The 21,425-nt window shown below is 37.4% G+C and carries 17 protein-coding genes; 10 read left to right on the forward strand and 7 right to left on the reverse strand.

The window, feature by feature from the left end; all coding sequences use genetic code 11:
* Nucleotides 1-358: 358 nt before the first annotated feature.
* The 3 genes from BUB25_RS15160 to BUB25_RS15170 all read right to left on the reverse strand — a co-directional run bounded on the left by BUB25_RS15160 (nt 359) and on the right by BUB25_RS15170 (nt 4,826).
* Nucleotides 359-697: a T9SS type A sorting domain-containing protein gene (locus BUB25_RS15160; RefSeq protein ID WP_072945819.1), complete on the reverse strand. Its 339-nt coding sequence runs from the start codon at nt 695-697 to the stop codon at nt 359-361.
* 107 nt (nt 698-804) lie between these two features.
* The gene (locus BUB25_RS15165) at nt 805-1,971 is read right to left on the reverse strand and encodes a hypothetical protein (RefSeq protein WP_072945821.1); all 1,167 of its coding nucleotides are present in this window, start codon (nt 1,969-1,971) and stop codon (nt 805-807) included.
* Between the two features lie 119 nt (nt 1,972-2,090).
* Entirely contained in the window at nt 2,091-4,826 is a 2,736-nt protein-coding gene (locus BUB25_RS15170) for a TonB-dependent receptor (RefSeq protein WP_072945823.1), read from the reverse strand.
* Nucleotides 4,827-5,146: 320 nt separating this feature from the next.
* Between BUB25_RS15170 and BUB25_RS15175 the strand changes: the two genes are divergently transcribed.
* The 8 genes from BUB25_RS15175 (at nt 5,147) to phoU (ending at nt 13,315) form a co-directional block, all read left to right on the forward strand.
* The gene (locus BUB25_RS15175; RefSeq protein ID WP_072945825.1) at nt 5,147-5,830 is read left to right on the forward strand and encodes a response regulator transcription factor; all 684 of its coding nucleotides are present in this window, start codon (nt 5,147-5,149) and stop codon (nt 5,828-5,830) included.
* Nucleotides 5,831-5,913: 83 nt separating this feature from the next.
* A complete protein-coding gene (locus tag BUB25_RS15180) occupies nt 5,914-6,990 on the forward strand; it encodes a sensor histidine kinase (RefSeq protein ID WP_072945826.1) in 1,077 nt (358 codons plus the stop codon).
* Between the two features lie 355 nt (nt 6,991-7,345).
* A complete protein-coding gene (locus BUB25_RS15185) occupies nt 7,346-8,563 on the forward strand; it encodes a porin (RefSeq protein ID WP_072945828.1) in 1,218 nt (405 codons plus the stop codon).
* A gap of 137 nt (nt 8,564-8,700) precedes the next feature.
* On the forward strand, nt 8,701-9,564 hold the full coding sequence (locus BUB25_RS15190; RefSeq protein ID WP_072945830.1) for a phosphate ABC transporter substrate-binding protein: 864 nt from the start codon (nt 8,701-8,703) through the stop codon (nt 9,562-9,564).
* Nucleotides 9,565-9,745: 181 nt separating this feature from the next.
* Complete coding sequence (pstC, locus tag BUB25_RS15195; RefSeq protein WP_244533840.1) at nt 9,746-10,954, forward strand: phosphate ABC transporter permease subunit PstC; 1,209 nt, start codon at nt 9,746-9,748, stop codon at nt 10,952-10,954.
* A gap of 1 nt (nt 10,955) precedes the next feature.
* Nucleotides 10,956-11,834 (forward strand): phosphate ABC transporter permease PstA, encoded by an 879-nt coding sequence (gene pstA, locus BUB25_RS15200; RefSeq protein ID WP_072945831.1) that lies wholly within the window; start codon nt 10,956-10,958, stop codon nt 11,832-11,834.
* Between the two features lies 1 nt (nt 11,835).
* Entirely contained in the window at nt 11,836-12,588 is a 753-nt protein-coding gene (pstB, locus tag BUB25_RS15205; RefSeq protein ID WP_072945832.1) for a phosphate ABC transporter ATP-binding protein PstB, read from the forward strand.
* Between the two features lie 58 nt (nt 12,589-12,646).
* Nucleotides 12,647-13,315, forward strand: coding sequence for a phosphate signaling complex protein PhoU (phoU, locus tag BUB25_RS15210; protein WP_072945833.1), 669 nt, complete (start codon nt 12,647-12,649; stop codon nt 13,313-13,315).
* A 1,625-nt stretch (nt 13,316-14,940) separates the two neighbouring features.
* Here phoU and BUB25_RS15215 read toward each other — a convergent pair.
* The 4 genes from BUB25_RS15215 to BUB25_RS16770 form a co-directional block, all read right to left on the reverse strand.
* Complete coding sequence (locus tag BUB25_RS15215; RefSeq protein ID WP_072945835.1) at nt 14,941-16,011, reverse strand: glycosyltransferase; 1,071 nt, start codon at nt 16,009-16,011, stop codon at nt 14,941-14,943.
* Nucleotides 16,012-16,251: 240 nt separating this feature from the next.
* Nucleotides 16,252-16,563, reverse strand: coding sequence for a hypothetical protein (locus BUB25_RS15220; RefSeq protein WP_244533841.1), 312 nt, complete (start codon nt 16,561-16,563; stop codon nt 16,252-16,254).
* A gap of 260 nt (nt 16,564-16,823) precedes the next feature.
* Nucleotides 16,824-18,374, reverse strand: a complete 1,551-nt coding sequence (locus BUB25_RS15225) for a GNAT family N-acetyltransferase (RefSeq protein ID WP_394336307.1) — start codon at nt 18,372-18,374, stop codon at nt 16,824-16,826.
* Nucleotides 18,310-19,245, reverse strand: coding sequence for an aminotransferase class I/II-fold pyridoxal phosphate-dependent enzyme (locus BUB25_RS16770; protein ID WP_394336306.1), 936 nt, complete (start codon nt 19,243-19,245; stop codon nt 18,310-18,312). The genes BUB25_RS15225 and BUB25_RS16770 overlap by 65 nt, the downstream gene beginning before the upstream one ends.
* A gap of 570 nt (nt 19,246-19,815) precedes the next feature.
* On the opposite strand from BUB25_RS16770, the gene BUB25_RS15230 reads away from it, so the two are divergent.
* On the forward strand, nt 19,816-20,193 hold the full coding sequence (locus BUB25_RS15230) for a DUF7793 family protein (protein WP_072945837.1): 378 nt from the start codon (nt 19,816-19,818) through the stop codon (nt 20,191-20,193).
* 158 nt (nt 20,194-20,351) lie between these two features.
* On the forward strand, nt 20,352-21,221 hold the full coding sequence (locus BUB25_RS15235; RefSeq protein WP_170066915.1) for a helix-turn-helix domain-containing protein: 870 nt from the start codon (nt 20,352-20,354) through the stop codon (nt 21,219-21,221).
* Nucleotides 21,222-21,425: the final 204 nt, after the last annotated feature.

Below are 21,425 nucleotides of genomic sequence, written 5' to 3' on the forward strand. Positions count from 1 at the left end.
ATTCCGTTAATTTACTTCGTCAGTTCGGGCTACTTAGCCCTCATGCGTGCAAAGATAGTATTTATATCATTGAGAATCGATAAATGCAAATTATAAAACGCTAACTCTCTAATTAATAAGTAAATTCAGGAAATTGGAAAAGTGGATTCCGTTGGTTTTCTTTATTGTCTGGACCGGAATATGGTTTTTTATTTTTAAAGTCAGAAGATCAGATGGAAAAACAGCCTTTAATGACTGACTTTAAGGAAAGTCTTAGTTGGAGTGTGAAGCTTTAAAAAAAATAGTTTTTAGCTCCAGTCTGACTTTAAAATAAAAAAGCCCCAATTGGGATTGGAGCTTTAAGTTGTTTCAAGTTTTTTTATTTTACGATGAGTTTTCGGGTAGCTGTTGCGTTCTGTTCGTTAATCTTTATGATGTAAACACCCGGTGATAGATTGGAAACATTCAGTTCTCTGGAGCTAATCATCGTTTGGAGTACTTTTTTTCCTAGAAGGTCAAAAATAATTATTTCTTTTTCTAAATCATTTTTTGTCGAAATATATACTTTACCATTACTCACAGGATTGGGGTACAAGTTCAAACCTTCAATGACCGAGGCTTCTTGTGTTTTTGGCACTTGTTTGAGATCTTGTGCGCTGAGGCTCAAGGAAAAGAAAAGTACCATTAAGATTGTACTATAAAAGTAATTTTTTTTCATTAGCAAGATTTTGAATAGTAAAGATATAAAAAAATATTCAAATAGTATGCCAAAAAAAGAGGCTGTTGATTGACCAACAGCCTCTTTGAATGCTTTTTTTATGTTTTTTATAGACCTGCAGTCCATCCAGCAGCCCATGTTGGGGCAGCTGCACCATTACCTGCACCACTATTGTTTCCGGCAGTAATGTAAGTAGTGTTTGTTCCTGTGTAATCAGAAGTGATGAAATTAGCTCCAGAATTAGCAAATTGGATAGGATTGAATTTGATGTTTCCATCCGTTACATTCTTGTTTGCTGCTGCATCAGTAGATGAAATTTTAATTCCTTTACCTGCAAATGCACCATCAATATATATGTTTGAAGCCGTCCATTTTCCAGCACCTTCTTTCAGGTAGATTGCATTTTCAGAGTTTGCTAAAGTTCCCATTACAATCGAAATGTTTTTTAAAGTAGCGTTTGTTGTAGGAGTAGCATATCCGTTAGTTCCGTTGTTTGATCCTTCGATACCGGCTTTAGCTGTATTTTTGATATACCAATTTTCACCTGTTCCAGCCCATCCGTCTGCGAAGTCAATAGAATCATCATCACTGTCAGTTGATACTAAGAATTTACCGTTTACTGTTCCTCCGAAGAATTCGATTCCGTCATCTCCATTGTGGTTAGCCTGAACATATTCTAAAGTTGTTCCAGCACCTACACCAAACAATGATAAGCCATTAAATTCTTTTGTAGACGTATAAGCATATCCTGTGTATTCGATTCTCAAGTATTTAATTACTCCGGAGTTGTCATTTACATCAGAACCACCGTAAGTTAAGTCAGAAACTTCAGCTGAGGCCGTACCTCCGGCAGTAGCAGAAGTATTGATCGGAGCTTTTCCGCAGATTACTAAACCTCCCCAGTCACTTTTAGCAGGACTTGCTTTAGCAGAAGTCATTACTACAGGATTTGTAGCGGTACCATTGATGAAGATTTGCGCGCCTTGTGAAACGGCAATGTATCTCACGGTACTGTCAGTGTTTTCAGTAGCTTTGATTACTGTTCCAGCAGGAATAGTTAGTTTAGCTCCACTTTTTACGATAAATGCTCCCGTTAAATAATATACTTTTGAAGGGTCTAAGGTAGCTTCTTTTCCACTTTCTAAGACACCTTTCAAATTAGCAGGATCTAGAGAAACTTCATTTGGATTTGTTTCAGTATTACTACCGTTATCACATGAAGTGAAAGCTAATGTTACTACTAATGACAGCATTGATAAAAATACTTTTTTCATTTTAATTGTTTTAATTTGGTTTGTTTTTTTGTTTTATAACTATGAAGCAAACTTAGAGCTGTTTTTTCGAAGTTTGATTTTTTAAAGTTTATGAGTTTGTTAAATAAACGTAAACTATTTTAGAAGGTGTAAGTCATTGATAACTTGAAGTTAACGCCTTTTTTATAGGATTGTACTAATACGTTTTGTTTGTCTTGAAATCTCTCGATAGTAGGGTCTAGGATGTTCTTTGCAGAAAAGCCAATTCCAATGTTTTTAGTAAGCTTTGATTTTAATATTACATCCAGAGTTCCTACGGCTTTGTCTATTAAGTCACCTCGTTCGCTGGTTCCAAGAGCATAGATTCGGTCTGAAAAATAACTGTAAGTCAGTGTGGCTAAAATGTTTTTTTCTTTAGAAAACTCTTTGAAATAGCTGACATCCCCATTTAATAATAAGTCGGAAGCACCGGTTAATTTACCTTCGGTTTTAGAGAAGAAAACAGTCAGGTCTGTTTCATCTTCCACTTTTTTACCGTTGAAATCTTGGTTGTTGTACATGTACGAAGCATTGAAACCAGCGCTTAAGTTTTCTTTGTTGTCAGATTCTTTTTCAAAGATGTTTTTTCTGATTTCAAATTCAGCTCCCAGGGCTACTGCTTTGTCTCCCGTATTTACATAGGAAATATCATTGGTTGCCGATGCAATTGTGATTTCATTGATTGGATTTTGGATTAATTTACCAAAGGCTGTCAAGGAAATGATTTCGTTTGATTTTGGGAAATATTCCCATTTTATATCTGCATTGTAGTTTGATGAAGAATATAATTTTGGATTACCAATAATTACTTCGGTAACATTTTCAAACTGAAAAGGAGCTCTTTCTTTGAACTGTGGCAGTGTATAGGATTTGCTGGCAGCAAATTTCAAATTTTGCTTCTCGTTTAGTTCGTATTTGATGTTTGTTGTAGGTAGGATTTCAACTTTATCAAATTTGTTTGTTCCCTTACTGATGTTGGTAAACCAGTCAATGTTTTGAATGATGTATTCTCCTCTTGTTCCTAGCACAACAGTAAGTTTAGGGTTGAATTTGTATTCCACTCCTACGAATCCTGTTTGAATATTTTGTTCTCCATTATAAGTTTGAGGTTTTAATCCTCCGTTAAATGTTTTAATAGAAAACAAGTTGTTGCTAAAATTAGCCTGATTAAAGTAGCCATCAATATTGTTTTTGTCTACTATTGGTTGGCTGATGGCAGTGTTGATGTCAAAGTTGAACTGTCTTGCCTGAAAATCTACTTTTTTAGTGTAACCACTATAGCCTAAAGTTACTTTTCCTTTATAACCCTCTTCGCCTTCTTGGAATTTGTAGTCCAGTGCAAAGTTTGCGGCCAGTTGATTGTCTTTTAGGTTTTGATAGAATCTGTGGTTTTCAGAATCATTATTGTCAGAAACCTGCTTGATGTTTGGATCAGATTGACCGTTCAATGGGATTAAAGTATTTTGCATTCTGTCCGGAATACTATTCTTTAATGCATTATAGGATACAGCCCAGTTGATTTTTGTTCTTTCGTTTAAGCTATGTTTTCCTAATAATTGGTTGATGTACATCGTAGTTTGATCAAAATTGGATCTTCTGATGTATCCGCCGCCGTCAGCTGCAATGTCATATCGGTCAATGATTCCATCGTATTCACTGTGGTCCTGCGCAGATGAATTGATAAAAAGGGAGTTGTATTGCAATGTGTTTGAAGCATTGATTTTGTAATTGATATTCCCCATTAAGGTTGTATTGGTATTATAGGAGAAAGATTTAAAAGCCAAGTTTCTTCTTGGGATGCCATCTGTTCCAATGGATCCATTTGAAACTCCACTTTTATAATTATAATCATTATCAAAGGAAGCAGTTCCAAAAAAACCTATTTTTCCATTTTCGCCAACGTGGAAAGAATCTCCTCCTCTTATGAAATAGGAGTTGTTGATAGGCGTTGCTGCCTTTGTATTCCAATTGGTTTTAAAGTTGTATCCTGAGAAAGGATCTGTAGGGTAATTCGTGTTCGAAAAACCAAATTTTGGTGCCCCATCTTGCAGGCGGAAGTCTTTTTGAGCTATTGCCTGAGTGTTTAATCCTAAGTCTACGCCAAATTCTAACATTCCATTTCCGGTATAGGATTTAGAAACGATATCAATGTTTGCTCCTCCAAAGTCACCAAAGTTTCTAAAATTATAGGTTTTGTCAATTCCGATGGATTCAACGATATCGGTATTGAAGATGTCTAGTTTGATGTTCTTTTTTGAAGGATCATTAGAAGGCAGGGGTAATCCATTCATCGTAGTGGAGTTGTAACGATCGCCTAAACCTCTTACGAAAATGTTTCCGGAACCCTCTTGTTTAGTGATTCCCGTGGTTTTGGTAACGGCTGTTGCAACGTCACTTACTCCTTTTCGGGATAATTCCTGCGCTCCAATAGACTGTTTGATTTCGACTGCATTTTTTTGTTCTAATAATAATGCAGATTCCTTCTGTCTGTTGACTTTTGATTTAATGACCACTGTGTCCAGATTATAGCTGGCAGAAACCAAAGTTTCATTAATAACAGTGGTTTGTCCTTCTTTTACAGTTACCAGTACTTCTACTGTTTCATAACCCATTAAGCTGAACTGGACCACGTAGTTTCCAGGTGTAATGGTTAGGCTGTATTTTCCGTCAGCATCAGTGTTGGTACTAATGTTTGTTCCTTTAATCAGTACGTTTGCTGCTGGTAAACCTTTGTCATTAAGGTTTCGGTCTTTCAGTATTCCTGTAATTGTACCTTGACTTTTGGAGAAAGCCAGAGTTGTAATTAATAAAGCAATAAATGCTAATCTAAATTTCATTGTGTGTGTTGTTTTTATTTGGTGCAAAGTAATGTTGTCTTTGTAAAGTTCAGGTTAATGCTTTGTTACGATTGTGTTGTTCCAGTATTAACAAAAGGTTATGATATTAAATTAAAGTAAACACAGTTTTTTAGCCGTTGTTTTATTCTTACATTTACAACACATTTAACAATTATTGGGTCTGATTGCAGATGAAGATTCGATAGCAAAAAATATAATTTTGCATTTATGAAGCAGCTATGATTCACTAAACAAGATCATTAACAAAGTGAAATTCTTATGGCGTATGGCATAGGTCCAAAATTTAATATTATTTATATATGAAAAAGAAAAACACAAAGATTTTATTGGTAGATGACGAGCCGGATATCTTGGAAATTGTAGGGTACAATCTTGCACAGGAAGGTTATCAAATAGTTACCGCAGCAAATGGTAAAGAAGCCATTTTGAAAGCCAAGAAAGAATTGCCGGATCTTATTATTATGGATGTGATGATGCCAGAAATGGATGGAATGGAAGCTTGCGAGAATATTCGAAAAATCCCGGAATTAAGCAATGTAATCATTACTTTTTTAACGGCGAGAAGTGAGGATTATTCTCAGGTTGCCGGATTTGATGCCGGCGCTGATGATTATATTACAAAACCAATTAAGCCTAAATTATTGGTGAGTAAAGTAAAGGGACTTTTGCGTAGATTAAAGGAGAAAGAACAAAATACGGAGACGCTGAATGTGGGCGGAATAGAAATAAATCGCGAAGAGTACAAAATTGTAAAGGACGAAATTGAAATATCGCTACCCAGAAAAGAATTCGAATTGTTTTATTTATTAGCTTCAAAACCGGGCAAGGTTTTTAAGAGAGATGAAATTTTGGATAAGGTTTGGGGAAATGAGGTTGTTGTTGGAGGCAGAACCATTGATGTTCACATCAGAAAACTGCGAGAAAAAATAGGAGAAGATCTTTTTAAAACCATAAAAGGAGTAGGTTATAAATTTGAAGTTTAACGGATACTATATAGTAGTCGCGTGAATTTTAAAGGGGTCGTTAGCTGTTTGGCTTTCGATTGTATAAACAGAGTGTATATCAGATGAAAATCAGTTTTAAAAAAACCTACAAGTTTGCTATAAAATCGGCATTGTATATCAGTGTCTTTGCCACAGGATTTGGATTGCTAATTGTGAATTCAATTTTTAAGCCCAGCTTTCCAAGTTTATTACTTTTTGGGTTTGTCTTTATTTTCTGCGTTTATGCTTTTTCCTTTATTGTTTTGCAATACCGGGTGGAACGTTTTATCTATAGGAGAGTAAAAAAGATATATGATGAGGTTTCCTTACTCGAATCCAGTAGTTTGATTAATCAGCCCATTACCACAGATATGGAGACCCTGTCCAGGGAGGTAAAGAAATTTGCCACTGATAAAAAACTGGAAATCGAAATGCTTCAAATTCGCGAAGAATACCGAAGAGAATTTCTGGGTAATGTGTCGCATGAGTTAAAAACCCCTTTGTTTACCGTTCAAGGTTATCTTTCTACCCTGATTGACGGCGCTATGGAAGATAAGAATATTCGAAAAAAATATTTGAAACGTGCCGAGAAAGGAGTGGAGCGATTGATCTATATCGTGGAGGATTTAGACATGATAACCAAATTGGAGGCCGGAGATTTGAATTTAGAGTATTCTGAATTTGATGTTGTCGAATTGATCCAGAACGTCTTTGATTTATTGGAGATGAAAGCCGAAAAAAGACATATTAAATTGAGTTTCGAAAATGCCAATATTCAGCCTAATTTTGTTCAGGGAGACAAAGACAGAATCCAGCAGGTCATCGAAAATTTAATAGTCAACTCCATTAAGTACGGAAAAGAGAATGGGCTCACCGAGGTAGCCGTTGTTAATCTAACCAAGAAAAAGATATTGATTCGCATAAGCGATAACGGCGAGGGGATTGAAAAGCAAAATATTCCCCGACTTTTTGAGCGTTTTTATCGCGTTGACAAGAGCGGTTCGCGCACAGAAGGCGGTTCCGGTTTAGGGCTGGCCATTGTCAAACATATTATAGAGGCACATAAGGAAAAGATTTATGTAGAAAGTGAATATGGCATCGGTTCTGAATTTTCTTTTACCCTAGAAAAGGCTTCCAGAAAGAAGATCGCTAAAGTTTAATTGATGTAAAAAAAATAGCTCCTTATATAGGAAGAGTTTTCAAACCTGCAGTTGTTTATTCAGCTGCAGGTTTTTTTTATGCTTTTTGTTTTGATGGCAATTATAGGGACTCGATTTTTTTTCGTTTTACGGACTCAAAAAATACGCGTATTGAAGGTATGAATACCGAGGCTCAAAGATATTTGAAAGAATATTCTTTTGCTTTTATTTCTTTTTTTATAAAATACTGTAAAACCGTTGTTTATGAGCGGGAGATTACCTAAATTTATTAGAACCGTAACCTTTTCTTAATATAAGAAAAATAAATTAACATTATTTTTGCGTTATAATAACACAACGTTAATTAAAAATTAAAATGAAAAAACTATCATTTCTTGCCTTCTTTATGTTTTCTTTGATTGCATCGGCGCAGGACAGTAAAATTGAAGTAAAGACTTCGGAGAAAAAAGCGAGTTCCAAGAATTATTTTAACTCTGATAAAAAGTTGGGATTCACAGCCCAGGACAGTTTGTTTCAGGTAAATATTGGTGTTAGGGTTCAGAGTAGGGCCGGCTATCAGAAAGCGGATGGTCAAGCGGGTTCGGTTGAAGGGGAAATCAGAAGAATGAGACTAAAATTTGATGGTTTTGTTTATAATCCAAAGTTTGGTTATAAGGTGGAACTTGGTTTTTCGGCCGGAGATTTAGGAGTAATCAAAGCGGGAGAAAATCAAAATGTAATTTTAGACGGAATTCTTTTTTATAAGCCTACCAAGAGCTGGACAATCGGTTTTGGTCAGAGTAAATTGCCAGGGAACAATCAGCGTGTAATTTCTTCGGGAGCGTTGGAATTTACAGATCGAACCATAAATAACTCTAAGTTTAATATTGATCGTGACTTTGGATTGTTTGTTGACTATGGAAAAGAAAATCCCAATCATTTTACCTATGCTGTAAAAGGAGCCTTGACTAAAGGAGAAGGCAGAAACTGGACAAAAACCAAAGATGATGGAATATCGTTAACGGGTAAACTGGAATTGTTTCCTTTGGGTTCGTTTACTAAAAACGGTTCTAATTTTGAGGCAGATTTGGTAAGAGAAAAAACAGCTAAATTGTTAATTTCCGCCGCTTTCAATCAAAATAATAATGCCCGTAGATCACAAGGTCAACTGGGGAATGATTTATACCAAGCAAGAACATTGCAGTCTTTCTTTTTTGATACGATGTTAAAGTACAACGGATGGGCGGCTTCGGCTAATTATATGTCAAGAAGAGCGGATAATCCAATTACCATAAATCCTTTGGATAATACGAAAACCCAGGCTGTTTTTGTGGGTGAAGGTGTAGATACACAATTGAGTTATTTGTTTCCGTCTAAATATCAAATTGCCGGAAGGTATTCGACGCAAAATGTAGGGAAAGAGATTCATGCTTTTACTCCGGATGTAGAAGAATTTGCGGTTAGTTTTTCTAAATATTTTTTAGAGCATAAAGTGAAATTGCAAACAGAATGTTCGTATGAGAACATGAATCATTTTTCGGGGAATACAACAGGAAGTTGGTATGTTCGTTTCCAATTCGAAATTGGGATATAACAATCTGATAATGAGTTTGTTTTGCTGATTTTGACAACATTAAATATCACAATTGGATAATGCTGGCTTAACACAGGCTTAACATTTAAGAAATACTTTTGTCATAAATAAAAACAACAAAAATAAAAACAACAAAAATGAATAGAACTAAATTATTTTTAATCTTACCATTAATTGGTATGTTAAGTTGCGGTAAAGCAAAAACGGAAAACAAAGAAACTGAATCTAATGCTGCTAAAGTTTCTGTTACCATTAAAGGTAGTGACACCGTGTTGCCCTTGGCTCAAAAAGAGGCAGAAGAATTGATGAAGACAAACAAAGACGTTAGTGTTACTGTTGTTGGAGGTGGAACTGGTGTAGGATTGACAGCCTTAATTGATGGTACTACTGATATTGCCATGGCTTCAAGAGATATTAAAACAGAAGAGAAATTGAAGTTTTCGGAATTGAAAAAAGAAATTGAAGAGGTAATTATTGCTTATGATGCATTGACAGTTATTGTTAACCCGGCAAATAAAGTTTCGAAATTGACACGTGAGCAATTAGAGAAAATCTTTACCGGAGAAATCAAAAACTGGAAAGAAGTAGGTGGAGCCGATGAGAAAATAGTAGCTTATTCAAGAGAATCTTCTTCGGGGACTTATGAGTTCTTTAAGGATGAAGTAATGGATAAGAAAAACTATGCTACAGATGTTTTGAGCTTAGCTGCAACAGGAGCTATTGTACAGGCAGTAGGTCAGACTAAAGGTGCTATTGGCTATATCGGATTGGCTTATGAGACCAAAGAAGTAAAACAATTGGCGGTATCTTACGATCAGGGAAAAACATTCGTAGAGCCATCGATCGCTTCTGCTAAAGATAAATCGTACCCAATTTCAAGACCATTGTTCTATATGTATGATAAGACTAATGCGGCAAAAGTGAAAACGGTTATTGATTACGCTCTTTCTCCAGAAGGACAAAAAAGAGTTTCTGAAATAGGTTATATTCCATTAAATTAATAAAGGTTAATTTTTATAATCGGGAAAAGCTGTCGTATTTCGACAGCTTTTTTTATTAAAATAAATTGTAAATTTATAATCAGGAAGCTTTTCTTAACATTAAGCTAACATAAGGATAACAACAGTAAAACATTAGCAACGAAATGGTAACGTAATTTTGCTAAAAATAAAAAAGACTGATTTGAAAACAAATTTGAAACAGATTAAGGAAAAGGTAATTGAATCTATTTTGATGCTAAGTAGTGCTGCTACTAGTATTACGGTAATACTTATTGTCTTTTTTTTATTTATTGAAGGCGCCGGGGTCTTTAGTAAAAAGCCCATAGAAGATGGTTTCTTGCTCGCTGTTGCGGCGGATAATCCGGTAAAGAAATTAGAACCTTCGCAGATCAAAGATATTTTTGATCAAAAAATTAAAAACTGGAAGGAAGTTGGCGGAAAAGACGAAGCGATCGTTTTGTTTCGAACGAGTGATATTAGCCAGTATTATACGGACGAAGAGCTGGGGGAGAATTTTGAGTATTTTCCGGCGAAGATAAATGAACTTATCGCTAAGACTCCCGGTATAGTTGCTTTTTTCTCGGATAAATACAAAGCCAAAGATTTTAAAGGAAGAGAGCTTGATATTGATAGAATCAAGGTTTTTGAGTTCTTATCGGGCGAGGAATGGTTCCCAACAGCCCAGCCCATTGCTCAAATGGGAGTGAAGCCGTTGATTTATGGAACGCTTTGGGTAAGTTTTGGAGCGATCCTATTGGCTTTGCCTATAGGTTTGGCCGCTGCGATTTACCTGAGTGAAATTGCCAAGAAGAGAACACGCAGTTTGTTGAAACCGCTTATCGAATTGCTGGCAGGAATTCCATCGGTGGTCTATGGTTTCTTTGGCTTGGTCGTTATCGTTCCTTTAATTCAGAGTCTTTTCAATTTACCTGTAGGAGAAACGGCTTTGGCAGGAAGTGTCGTTTTGGCTATTATGGCCTTGCCTACGATTATCACTATTTCTGAAGATGCGATGCGCAATACGCCACGTGCGATGAAAGAAGCCAGTTTGGCTTTGGGCGCCAGCCAATGGCAGACTATTTATAAGGTGGTGATTCCTTATTCCGCTTCCGGGATAACGGCCGGAGCTATTTTAGGAATTGGTAGGGCTATTGGGGAAACTATGGCGGTTTTGATGGTTACCGGAAATGCGGCTGTGATACCAAAGTCTTTTTTAGCTCCCGTAAGAACCATTCCGGCTACTATTGCTGCAGAATTGGGTGAAGCGCCTAACGGTGGTTTGCATTATGAAGCCTTATTTGCTTTAGGTTGCATACTGTTTCTAATCACTTTTGGAATCAACATGTTAGTAGAAATGGTTACGAATAAACAATCCCATAAAAAACACTAAAATGACTAAGGAAATTCGTTTAGCAAAAAAGAAAAGAAGAAATCAAAAAATTGCTTTTGGCCTATTTAGCCTTATTAGTTATGCGGTTGTGGCTATTTTATTTGTAATATTAGCTTTTATAGTAATCAAAGGAATAGGCGTTATCAGTTGGGAATTTATCAGCGCCATGCCTAGCAACGGTATGACCGAAGGTGGTATTTATCCAGCGATAATCGGAACGCTTTGTCTGGTTTTGGTCAGCATGGTATTTGCCTTTCCGGTAGGTGTTTTGGCTGCAATTTACATGAATGAATATGTCAAAGAAGGATGGCCTAAGAAAATAATCAAGCAAATGACGAATAACCTTGCCGGTGTTCCGTCGATTGTCTTTGGATTGTTCGGGATGTCTTTGTTCGTTAATAAAATGGGATTTGGCGATTCGATCTTAGCCGGTGGATTAACACTGGGTTTGTTAGTCCTTCCGATTGTGATCAGAACGACAGAGGAATCGCTAAAAGCGGTGGATGATACCTTCCGTCAGGCCAGTTTTGGATTAGGAGCCAGTAAATGGGAGACTACCAGTAAAATTGTGTTTCCAATTGCTTTTCCCAATATTATTACCGGATTGATATTATCCATTGGAAGGGTTTCGGGAGAAACGGCACCAATTTTATTTACCGTTGCTGCTTATTTTTTACCTAAATTGCCTACGTCAATATTCGATCAGGCGATGGCCTTGCCTTATCATTTATATGTTATCGCCACAAGTGGAACTAATATAGAAGCTTCGAGAGCGATGGCTTATGGTACAGCGCTTATTTTAATTATTATTGTATTAATTTCTAATTTACTAGCGAATGCGCTTCGCAAGTATTACGGAAAAAAAGTAAAAATGAATTAACATGCATAAAATAGAATCCAAAAACGTGAATTTTTACTACGGCGAAAATCAAGCTTTGCACGATATTTCGTTATCAATGAAAACCAATACGGTTACCGCATTAATAGGCCCTTCGGGTTGTGGTAAGTCTACTTATCTTCGTTTGTTGAATAGAATGAATGATTTGATTGACAATACCCAGATGTCGGGAAGTATTCTTATTGATGGGAACGATATTTATGCCAAAAACACGAATGTAGACGATTTGCGTAAGAATGTCGGGATGGTTTTTCAAAAACCCAATCCTTTTCCTAAAACGATCTATGAGAATGTGGCTTATGGTCTAAGAGTAAACGGAATTACCGATAAAAAGCTAATTGAAGAACGAGTGATTACTTCGATAGAGCAGGTAGCACTTTGGGATGAGGTCAAAGACAAGCTTAAAAAATCGGCTTTCGAACTTTCCGGAGGACAACAACAGCGGCTGTGTATTGCGCGAGCGCTGGCCATTAAACCATCGGTATTGCTGATGGATGAACCTACTTCTGCTTTAGATCCGATTTCGACTTCAAAAATCGAAGAATTAATCTATGAGCTCAAGAATAAATACACCATCGTTATTGTGACGCACAACATGCAACAGGCAGGACGTATCAGTGATACGACCGCTTTTTTCTATATGGGAGAGCTTATTGAGCACGATACAACAAAGACGATTTTTACAAAACCGGCGATAAAACAAACCGAAGATTATATAACGGGAAGATTTGGCTAGGATTGATTTTGAATTCGATTTTGAATCAACTATCTTTAAATTTTTAAACCTTTAAAAAATGGCATCATATTTAGAAACAGAACTAGGCAAGCTAAGAAGTATTATTTTAAAAATTGGTAAGCTGGCTGAAGGCCAAGTTGCCGAGGCGGTAAAAGCATTGCTTTCCGAGCCCGTTGCTGAAGGGAGAGAAGTAAAGAAAACAGAAAATAAGATTGATAAATTGGATGTAAAAATCGATGATATTTGTCAAAGTGTTTTTGCTTTGCAACAACCGGTGGCTTCAGACCTGCGCTTTATCATGTCGGCAATGCAAATCAGCAACGAGATCGAAAGAATTGGAGACTTGGCGGTCAGTGTTATTAAAGCTTCTAAAAACATCAAGGAGAAACACGAATTGATCTCCAAATTCAATATTGCCGAAATTGCAAGGGAAGTGGAGAGCATTACGATAAAAACAAATGAGTGCTTTCAAGATATGGATGAAACCACTATCGAAGAAATCTTTGTTTTGAATAATAGTATAAAGTCTAAGAGTGTAACGGCTATAGAAGAGATTATTGGCGAAATGAAGAGTCATTCTAAAACCGTGGGTTCAGGAACAAACCTTATTATTGCGCTGAAACATATGGAAAGAATAGCAGATCACAATTCTAATATTGCAGAATCGGTCTATTTTATGATCAATGCCAAAACCATTAAACACGAACGATTATTTGATAAGAAGTAATTAGTTTTTAGGTGAGTAGTGAGTTGTGAGAAGTGAGAAGTGAGTTGTGAGGTTGGTACGCCTATGTTGCGCTCGAGTCGATACAAATTTTCTGAAAAAGCTGTTCGCATTTTCTGAAAATTCACTCGAACTGACGGAAGTTATTTCTATGTTTTGCATTCGTCAGTTCGAGTGTTTTTGGTTTTGAAGATTAGGAATTAAAGCGCAATCAAGTTTAAACCAAAAATGTATCGAGAACCCTGCTTAGAGGTTCTCGATACATTTTTTAAAGTCGGAGATTTTTTTTTTAAGCTACACTGTTTTTGAAAGCTTTAAAAAACACTCGAACTGAGGGCGAGCTTAACGTCATCTTATATTGCTTTTTTAGGATAAAAATTATGTCTTGAAGCGACGATCTAAGTAAAAAGTAAAATGGTATTGGTTTTGTTCTCTTTGATTGTATAAAAACACCGTAACTATCTTTAATAGTGGGTTAAGGATGTTAAGTTTCTAATTTAAGAAACGACTTTTAGATCTCTCTACAGATTTAGAAGTCGTTTTTTTGTTTTTTAGCGGTGCTCACTGAATCGATTATTTGTCTTGATCAGCCCTTCGACTTCGCTGGCATTGACGTTTTTATTAAAAGAAAAGATTAAGGTTGCTAATTTTCTTTTTTGCTTGATCAAAAAAGAAACAAAAAAATCAAGTCTGCGCTCCCTCGTCGGTCAAATTAGTTTTCGAATACTAAAAGAAAAGAACTCTCCGCCGCGGCGGATCAAACAGCTTTTCTTTTTACGTATTCTTCAAACATTTGACGCTCGACTGCGGAAGCTAAGGACAGTTTAATCCCGGAAATAATAGTATGTGAGTTGTGAGTTGTGGGTGCTTTGAAGTGGCTTTTTACTTTTTTAGCCCACTTAATTGTTGTTTTTTTTTAGTGGTGTTTGCTTCGCCTGTGCTGCGTTCGAGTCGATACATAATTTTGAAAAAGCTATCCGTATTTTCTGAAAATTTACTCGAACTGAGGGCGAGCTTAACGTCATCTTATATTGCTTTTTTAGGATAAAAAATTATGCCTCGAAGTGACGGGAACTAACAGAACACAACTCACAACCGACAACCCACAACTAGCATTGACGTTTTTTACATTGAAGCCTCTCGACTCCGCTCGAGGTGACACTGTGGATGTCATATCATGCCTACCATTGATGTTTTTGTTAAAAATGGTTCTCGATACAAATTTTCTGAAAAAGCTGTTCGCATTTTCTGAAAATTCACTCGAACTGACGGAAGTTATTTCGATGTTTTGCATTCGTCAGTTCGAGTGTTTTTGGTTTTGAAGATCAGGGATTAAAGCGCAAGCAAGTTTAAACCAAAAATGTATCGAGAACCCTGCTTAGAGGTTCTCGATACATTTTTTAAAGTCGGAGATTTTTTTTTAAGCTATACTATTTTCGGAAGCTTTAAAAAACACTCGAACTGACGGCGAGACTAACGTCATCTTATATTGCTTTTTTAGGATAAAAATTATGTCTTGAAGCGACGATCTAAGCAAAAAGTAAAATGGTATTGGTTTTGTTCTCTTTCATTGTATAAAAACACCGTAACTATCTCTAATGGTGGGTTAAGGATGTTAACTTTCTAATTTAGTTTTGTTCGAATAAATGAAAGCATTTCTCCCAGTCTATTGGGGAATTGAATTGCTGTAAGCCACTATAATTACTCACTTCGGTTAGTTTGTTGATCGTGAAATCGTCTTGAGTTGACCAAGGGGCAATGCCGTCTTTTTGTAGTTTCAGAGCGAGATATTCTTGTTCGTATTGGCCCGGTGTCGGGATAAAAAAAGCTTTTTTTCCGAGTTTGGCCAGATCCATGATGGTGGTGTATCCGGAACGGCACAGCACCAGATCACTTTCGTTAAATGTTTGTTCCAGCTGTCGGCTGTTCATGAAATTGTAAAAAGTGACATTGTCGTTTTCTTGCTTTTTCTGCTCTTTTTCTATGACCCCTTTTATGAAAATCACCTTTCCGGTATAGTTTTGAACTTCCGTTTTTAATTTCTCTTCCAGATAGCTTCGTTGCGGTTCCGGGCCCGACAGAATAACCATTAGATCGTATTTTTTTTCGACTTCTTTTTTCTGAATCCGACTCAAAGGCCCAATGTAGTTCAGTTTCAAATCCGAGGTCTTTAGGTGGCCCAGTTCCCCGCTTAGATTTGGTGTTCCCACTACATCCGGAACCCAGCAAATGCGGTGTTTTTTTATGATGTTTTGGTGGATTTTACTGGTAAGCCAGCTGGTGTTTCCTGTCATCACGTTCAGTTGGTGGGTGATGAATACCGAAGGGGTTTTTTTGTCAAAGACGCCCAAACGGTTGTCGGATATGATGCCGTCAATTTCATATTTGTCAATCCATTCTTTGGTGGTTCTTTTTTCTTTCCAAATGGCACGGATCATTTTCGGGAGATTTTTTATTAGTTTCCACTTGAAATTTTTACCGTTTTTGGCATATTCTATTTGGTAAGAGGGCAATTCAAGTGTTTTTATATAAGGGAATTCTTTTCGTAACAGTTCGAGCGCGACACCATCTGAGGCAATTATGGGGATGTAATTGTTCTCTTGTAGGGCTTTGATAATTGGGATGCATCTGGTGGCATGTCCTAAACCCCAATTCAACGGGGCAACCAAAATCGTTTTGTAGTTGGGGTCTTTTTCCATTGGTGTACTCTAAGTTTTTTAATCCAAACGAAAGATACACAAAGTGATGGTTTTTTTGTGTTGGTAAAGCGTTATCAAATTCTTAAATTGTTGGTTTGGAATAGTTTTATTTATGGGCTTTCCCGCTAAGCGAACCAAGTTTTAATTTTAACCACAAATTACACTAATTTACGTTGATTAGTCTTGTGTTTTAAAGAATTAGTGAAATTGTGAATTCTGGTTTTTATGACAACCGATAATTCATACCTCCACACCCTCATCTTCCGCAAAGTTAAATAACAATACTATACTGCCTTTGAATGGATTGAAAGTCGGTTCATATTTGATATAGCCTTTATCATTAAGCTCCCGCATGCATTTATGGTAGGTAGTCTTAGAGCTTATTTTACTGATGATCATGATCTCATCTCGGGTAATGCTAATCGGATTTTGAAAGCGATTGATATTCCAATATTGAAATAAAGTAAAGTACAAACTGATGTGGGTGGGATGAATAGCTTGGTCTTCAATCAGGCGATCAAATAAGCCGGTGAGGTGTTTTATAGGTTTCATGTTTTTTAGATTTGAGATGCGGAAGGGTCTTAATAATCCATAATTTTGGTATGTAATTCTGAATAGTAATGATATAGAATCCCGATTATATTCGGGATTCTATATTAAATACAGAATTATTATAAAAAACATCTTTATCACAAATTGCAAGTATTGGTACTAATTAATTTGTGAAAATTAGTGCAATTTGTAGTTTAAATTTAACCGGATGCACTCTCAATCAGTGAAGCTAAATCTTTTCTTCGTCAGTCTATAGAGGTTTAGCTTAAAGCTTCGTTTTGTAGCATTCCCATCAATTCCATCGAAAAATTATCTCTTGTTTGAATGTAGGCTACTTTTGGAATTATTGTCGCTCCCAGTTTTCTCTTTTCAAAAGTTGCAGAAAAGCCAAAATCAATTTTGCTCCTATTTAGTTCCCGAGCCCGTTTGATGGTTTGAAATAGCAGTTGGCGGTAGAGGTGGAATTCTTTAGCATAATCATAATCCATTCCTATCAATGCCGGAGTATAAGTTTGCTCTGTGTTTTTATAACAAAACATGATTCCGACCAATGGGTTTGAAGCTCCTTTTTTTAAATATAATAGGATGAATTCCCATTGGGAATGTTCATCCATTTTTTGGAATACTTCTACGGGATAGGTAAATGTATTTATGGCATGGTTGTTATTTTTAACATTTTGATACAGTTTATACGCTTGTTCTAATTCTTCATTAGTTAATTTATTTTTTATTACAATATCAAAAGCCTGTTCAAAAGGCAGTATCTCTTTCAAGAAATGTTTTCTAGAACGGGGAGAAAGTGAAGCAGAAAATTCTTCGATGGTATTCCAGCCTATGTTTTGCACGATGCAGCTTTCGGGCATGTTTATTTTTAGGAAGCCCTGATTGTGAAAAATGTCATTTATTTGATTGTCTTCCTCAAAATCCCTTAGCACCAGCATGTCGGCGTTTAATTGATGGTATAAGGCCTCTGCTTTTTCGAGTAAAAGTGTTATCGCTTGTTGTGCCAGCGGATGGGTTTTATTGATGTAACAATGGTTTCCTTCGGTGAACAGTGAGCCCATTCCCAGTACTTTTGAAGTCAGGTATAATGGATTTAGCTTTCTTTTTTCTTCCAATTGCAGTGAAATGGATTCGGGTGCGAGCATATCGTCTTTCCATAAACCATAGGTAAAAAAAGTAGCCAATAACGGCATTCCGTTTTTGTCTTTGATTATGTAATAATGGAAATCCCAGTGATTTTCCAGGCATGCCGGATTTGTAAAGGTGTTTTCAAGGAAAGAGAGCCCATCCCAGTCGAAAACGCTTTGGTTGCCTAAAAGTTCGTTCCAGAGCGGTTTGTTTATTTTTTGTATCGCTGTCTCGTATTGGAGTAGTAAGGCCGTTTCGCTTGCTGTTGTCTTAGCCGGCGAGTTGGTTTCTGTTATTCCAAAGGCCCGTTTTATCTTAGGCTGACTGTTGGCCGTTTCCAGCAGGACTTTGGGGAAATGGTATTCCATTGCTTCTACCAATGCTTTTATTTCCTCTTTTTGATTGTGACGGGATAGGGTGATGCGGATACCGGTATTTTTTGTCGGTACGGCCGGATAGATGGCGGCATTGAGATAAAAACCTTCGCTAAAGAGGTATTGGACCAATTTATAAGTCGTTAGCGGCATAGCGGTTCCCAGGAAAAACACCGGAGAGTTGTTTGGTGCTATCATGGGTAGGGATGTTTTGGCTAATAGGGATTTGAAGTATTCAATTTTATCGGCCAGATCGGATTGTAAGGCTGTGATTTCGGGAGAAAGGTGAATTTGCGCTGATGCAATTGCGGCAGCTACGGAAGCGGGTTCGAGTTGGGCTGAGAAAGTAAGGGGGCCGCCAAAGTTTTTTAATTTTTTCACGCAGGCGACTATCGGTACACAGCAATGTTGCTCCGCTGGCACCAAAGGTCTTGCTCAAGGTACCGAAGAGTAAGACATTGTCCGGTAATTCCTTTAAAATGTCCAACACATATCCAGTTCCGTTTTTTCCTTTCCAGCTCATGCCGTGCACATCATCAAAATAAAGATGCAGCTGGGGGTATTTGTCTGCAAGTTGCATCAGTTCCTTTATGGGTGCATAATCGCCAAACATGGAATATACGCCGTCTGCCATGTACCATATTTTATTGCATCGGGTTGTGAGGTATTTGATTTTGTCTTCCAGCATATCCAGATTGGAGTGGCGGATCATTTCGACCGGAATGCCTCTTGTCTTTAGAATTTGGCAGGCATTCTGAACGCTCCAATGCACCTGATGGTCGAGAATTACCCCATCTTCGTCCCTTATCACTGTTGGGATAACGGCCATGTGGCCGAGGGTACTGTTTTTGGTTATAATAGGTGGGATTGCATACATTTCTTCGATTTTGGCTTCCAATTGGCTGTACAGCGGATGGGATATGTATGATTTTGAAAGTGGAAATTGGGTGCCATATTGTTGAATGGCTGCTATTGCCGCTTCTTTTAAACGGCTGTCCTGTTCGAGTCCGAGGTAGCCCGTTGTGCCAAAATGGAACATCTTTTGGCCGTTTATCTGCAGGGTACGTCCGTTTAGGTTTTTGTCTTCGGCATAGAGATGGAGTACGCCTTCTTTTTTTGCTGCTGAGAATACTTCCTCTACGGTATCGATGAAATTGTTGTGTTTGATTTTTGCCATGTCATTTGAAGTTTTAAGTTAAGGGGTAGATTTTTTTGAAGCATGCGCAGTTTTTTATTTAGTAAAATTCTGAATAAAAAGATGATTGTGGTACATAGACTTGCAAATAATCCCTTTTTGACTACTAATACTCCCGATTTGACACTTTTGGGGTTATCGGTTGTGAGTCGTGAGTCGTGAGTCGTGAGCCCCGATAGTTATCGGTCCCGATAGCTATCGGGAGAGTTGTGATTTTACGAGAGAATTCAGAATATAGAGAATATGTAGTGGGTCAAAGGGGATTTTTTCTTCTTTGACCTTTTTTTGTGAGTTGTCGGTCCCGATAGCTATCGGGATCAGTTGATTCCGTCACTTCGAGTGATTTTATAAAATAGCGATAGCCTTTTTATAAAATTGTATCGAGAAGTCGGTTGGGGGTTGTGCCCTTCGGCAAGCTCAGGGTGACGGTGAGTTGTGGGTTATCAGTTGTCAGTCCCGATAGCTATCGGGATCGGTTGTCTATCCCGAGGTGGTTTTGTTTTATACTATTTTTTTGGTTAAATTGGGGGTTTTATTTTAAAATTCGTGAAAATGACAGCTGATTATCATCAAAATGAGTTTAGCCAATTCTGGATTCGGAATGGGATTCTGTTTTTTGAATATAAGCCCGATGTTAGTATTGATTTGGCTGCCGCCCGGCTGATTGTGGCCGATCGGATTCGGTTTCAAAACAATAGCTATTATCCTGTTTTATGTGATATCAGGGGTATTGCTTTTATTGATAAAGGGGGACGGGATTATCTGGCTCAAAGCGGTTCTGTTATGACTAAGGCAGTTGCTTTACTATACAGCGGACCTGTTTCTTTGACGCTTTCCACTTTTTATCTTGAAGTCAACAAGCATCGAGTGCCAAGCGCGATTTTTACCGATACTGGGGGGGCTTTGGGGTTTCTGGGGGGGTATGTGTGAGTTGTCGGTTGTCGGTTGTGTTACCGGTTTTCAGTTAGCTGTTATGGGTTGTGAGGGGATTCTAATTAGAGCGAATGGCTTACTATCATAAACTTTACACTATGGATCAGAAGATTAATCAAAGGCGTATTCGTAAAATTTCTAAAATGCTTCTTCAGATGGCGAAAGGTAATTTTAGTTATAGGATAAGGCGTACGGGAAAAGATGATGAATTGGAAGCATTGGTTGTTCTTGCTAACATGCTTGCTGAGGAATTGAGGGAGAGTGTTTTTCATGCCGGTTTTATCAATCCTCATCGTACTTATAAAAATCTTCTGGAGAGCAGTTTTATACTGGATGCCGATTTTGTCATCAAAGGTTATAATGCAAATGCTCTGGAGGTGTTGGGTTTTTCCTGTGAGATGCTTGATAATAAACCGTTCAACAGTATTCTTGCGGAGTCTTCTTTGGCATCCTGGAATCGCGTTGCGGCGGAGATTCCACATCAGGACCATTATAGGAGCAGATTGGAATTGGTTTTTATTAATCAGGATGAGTCGCTTGTTTCTTTTTATTGCTCCATTTCGCGAATATTAGGCTGTTCTTCTATTTTGATCAGTACGGTTGGCTGCGTCATTGAAGAGACTATAGATACCGATGGTGTAGTGGTGGCTGAAGCGCCTCAGTTGCTTGGCGGTTTGTATCGGCATTCGGATATTGCCCTGATGCAGGATGTTTATGATTATATTTTAGAGAATTTGGATTCGACCTTGCCTTCAATCAAAGAGCTTTCGCGCATTTTTGGCACTAATGAACATAAGCTGAAGTGCGATTTCAAGCTTTTATTTAAAACGACAATTTATCAATTTTATACTAATGAGCGGCTGAAAAAGGCACATCTATTGATTCAGCAAACAGGAATGCCTTTTAAGCTGATTGCCAGCAGCTGTGGTTTTAATAACTATTCTAACTTTTTGAAAGGGTTTAAGAAATGTTTTGGCTGTAGTCCTATGGCTGTTAAGAGGAGGGGAGGCGGTTTTCGGTTGTGAGTTTTCGGTTATCGGTTGTCTGTTATCGGTTGTCTGTTATCGGTTATCAGTCCCGATAGATTCTGTGTTGATTTCCTAATAAATCTAAATTTTATTTTTATCGGGAAGCCTTTTTTTTATGTTTAATATTCTTAATTTTGTCGTCTAAGTCGGTCTTAGAGCCAGACTGTATAGCGTGTTTATGCCTTTTGTGCTAGCACGCTA

This window comes from Flavobacterium granuli (genome assembly GCF_900129705.1).
Taxonomy (GTDB): domain Bacteria; phylum Bacteroidota; class Bacteroidia; order Flavobacteriales; family Flavobacteriaceae; genus Flavobacterium; species Flavobacterium granuli.

Bases quoted from the DNA above. Each gene is read 5' to 3' on its own strand.
- BUB25_RS15160 (WP_072945819.1), bottom strand. From the start codon at position 697: ATGAAAAAAAATTACTTTTATAGTACAATCTTAATGGTACTTTTCTTT.
- BUB25_RS15165 (WP_072945821.1), bottom strand. From the start codon at position 1,971: ATGAAAAAAGTATTTTTATCAATGCTGTCATTAGTAGTAACATTAGCT.
- BUB25_RS15170 (WP_072945823.1), bottom strand. From the start codon at position 4,826: ATGAAATTTAGATTAGCATTTATTGCTTTATTAATTACAACTCTGGCT.
- BUB25_RS15175 (WP_072945825.1), top strand. From the start codon at position 5,147: ATGAAAAAGAAAAACACAAAGATTTTATTGGTAGATGACGAGCCGGAT.
- BUB25_RS15180 (WP_072945826.1), top strand. From the start codon at position 5,914: ATGAAAATCAGTTTTAAAAAAACCTACAAGTTTGCTATAAAATCGGCA.
- BUB25_RS15185 (WP_072945828.1), top strand. From the start codon at position 7,346: ATGAAAAAACTATCATTTCTTGCCTTCTTTATGTTTTCTTTGATTGCA.
- BUB25_RS15190 (WP_072945830.1), top strand. From the start codon at position 8,701: ATGAATAGAACTAAATTATTTTTAATCTTACCATTAATTGGTATGTTA.
- pstA (WP_072945831.1), top strand. From the start codon at position 10,956: ATGACTAAGGAAATTCGTTTAGCAAAAAAGAAAAGAAGAAATCAAAAA.
- pstB (WP_072945832.1), top strand. From the start codon at position 11,836: ATGCATAAAATAGAATCCAAAAACGTGAATTTTTACTACGGCGAAAAT.
- phoU (WP_072945833.1), top strand. From the start codon at position 12,647: ATGGCATCATATTTAGAAACAGAACTAGGCAAGCTAAGAAGTATTATT.
- BUB25_RS15215 (WP_072945835.1), bottom strand. From the start codon at position 16,011: ATGGAAAAAGACCCCAACTACAAAACGATTTTGGTTGCCCCGTTGAAT.
- BUB25_RS15220 (WP_244533841.1), bottom strand. From the start codon at position 16,563: ATGAAACCTATAAAACACCTCACCGGCTTATTTGATCGCCTGATTGAA.
- BUB25_RS16770 (WP_394336306.1), bottom strand. From the start codon at position 19,245: ATGGCAAAAATCAAACACAACAATTTCATCGATACCGTAGAGGAAGTA.
- BUB25_RS15230 (WP_072945837.1), top strand. From the start codon at position 19,816: ATGACAGCTGATTATCATCAAAATGAGTTTAGCCAATTCTGGATTCGG.
- BUB25_RS15235 (WP_170066915.1), top strand. From the start codon at position 20,352: ATGGCGAAAGGTAATTTTAGTTATAGGATAAGGCGTACGGGAAAAGAT.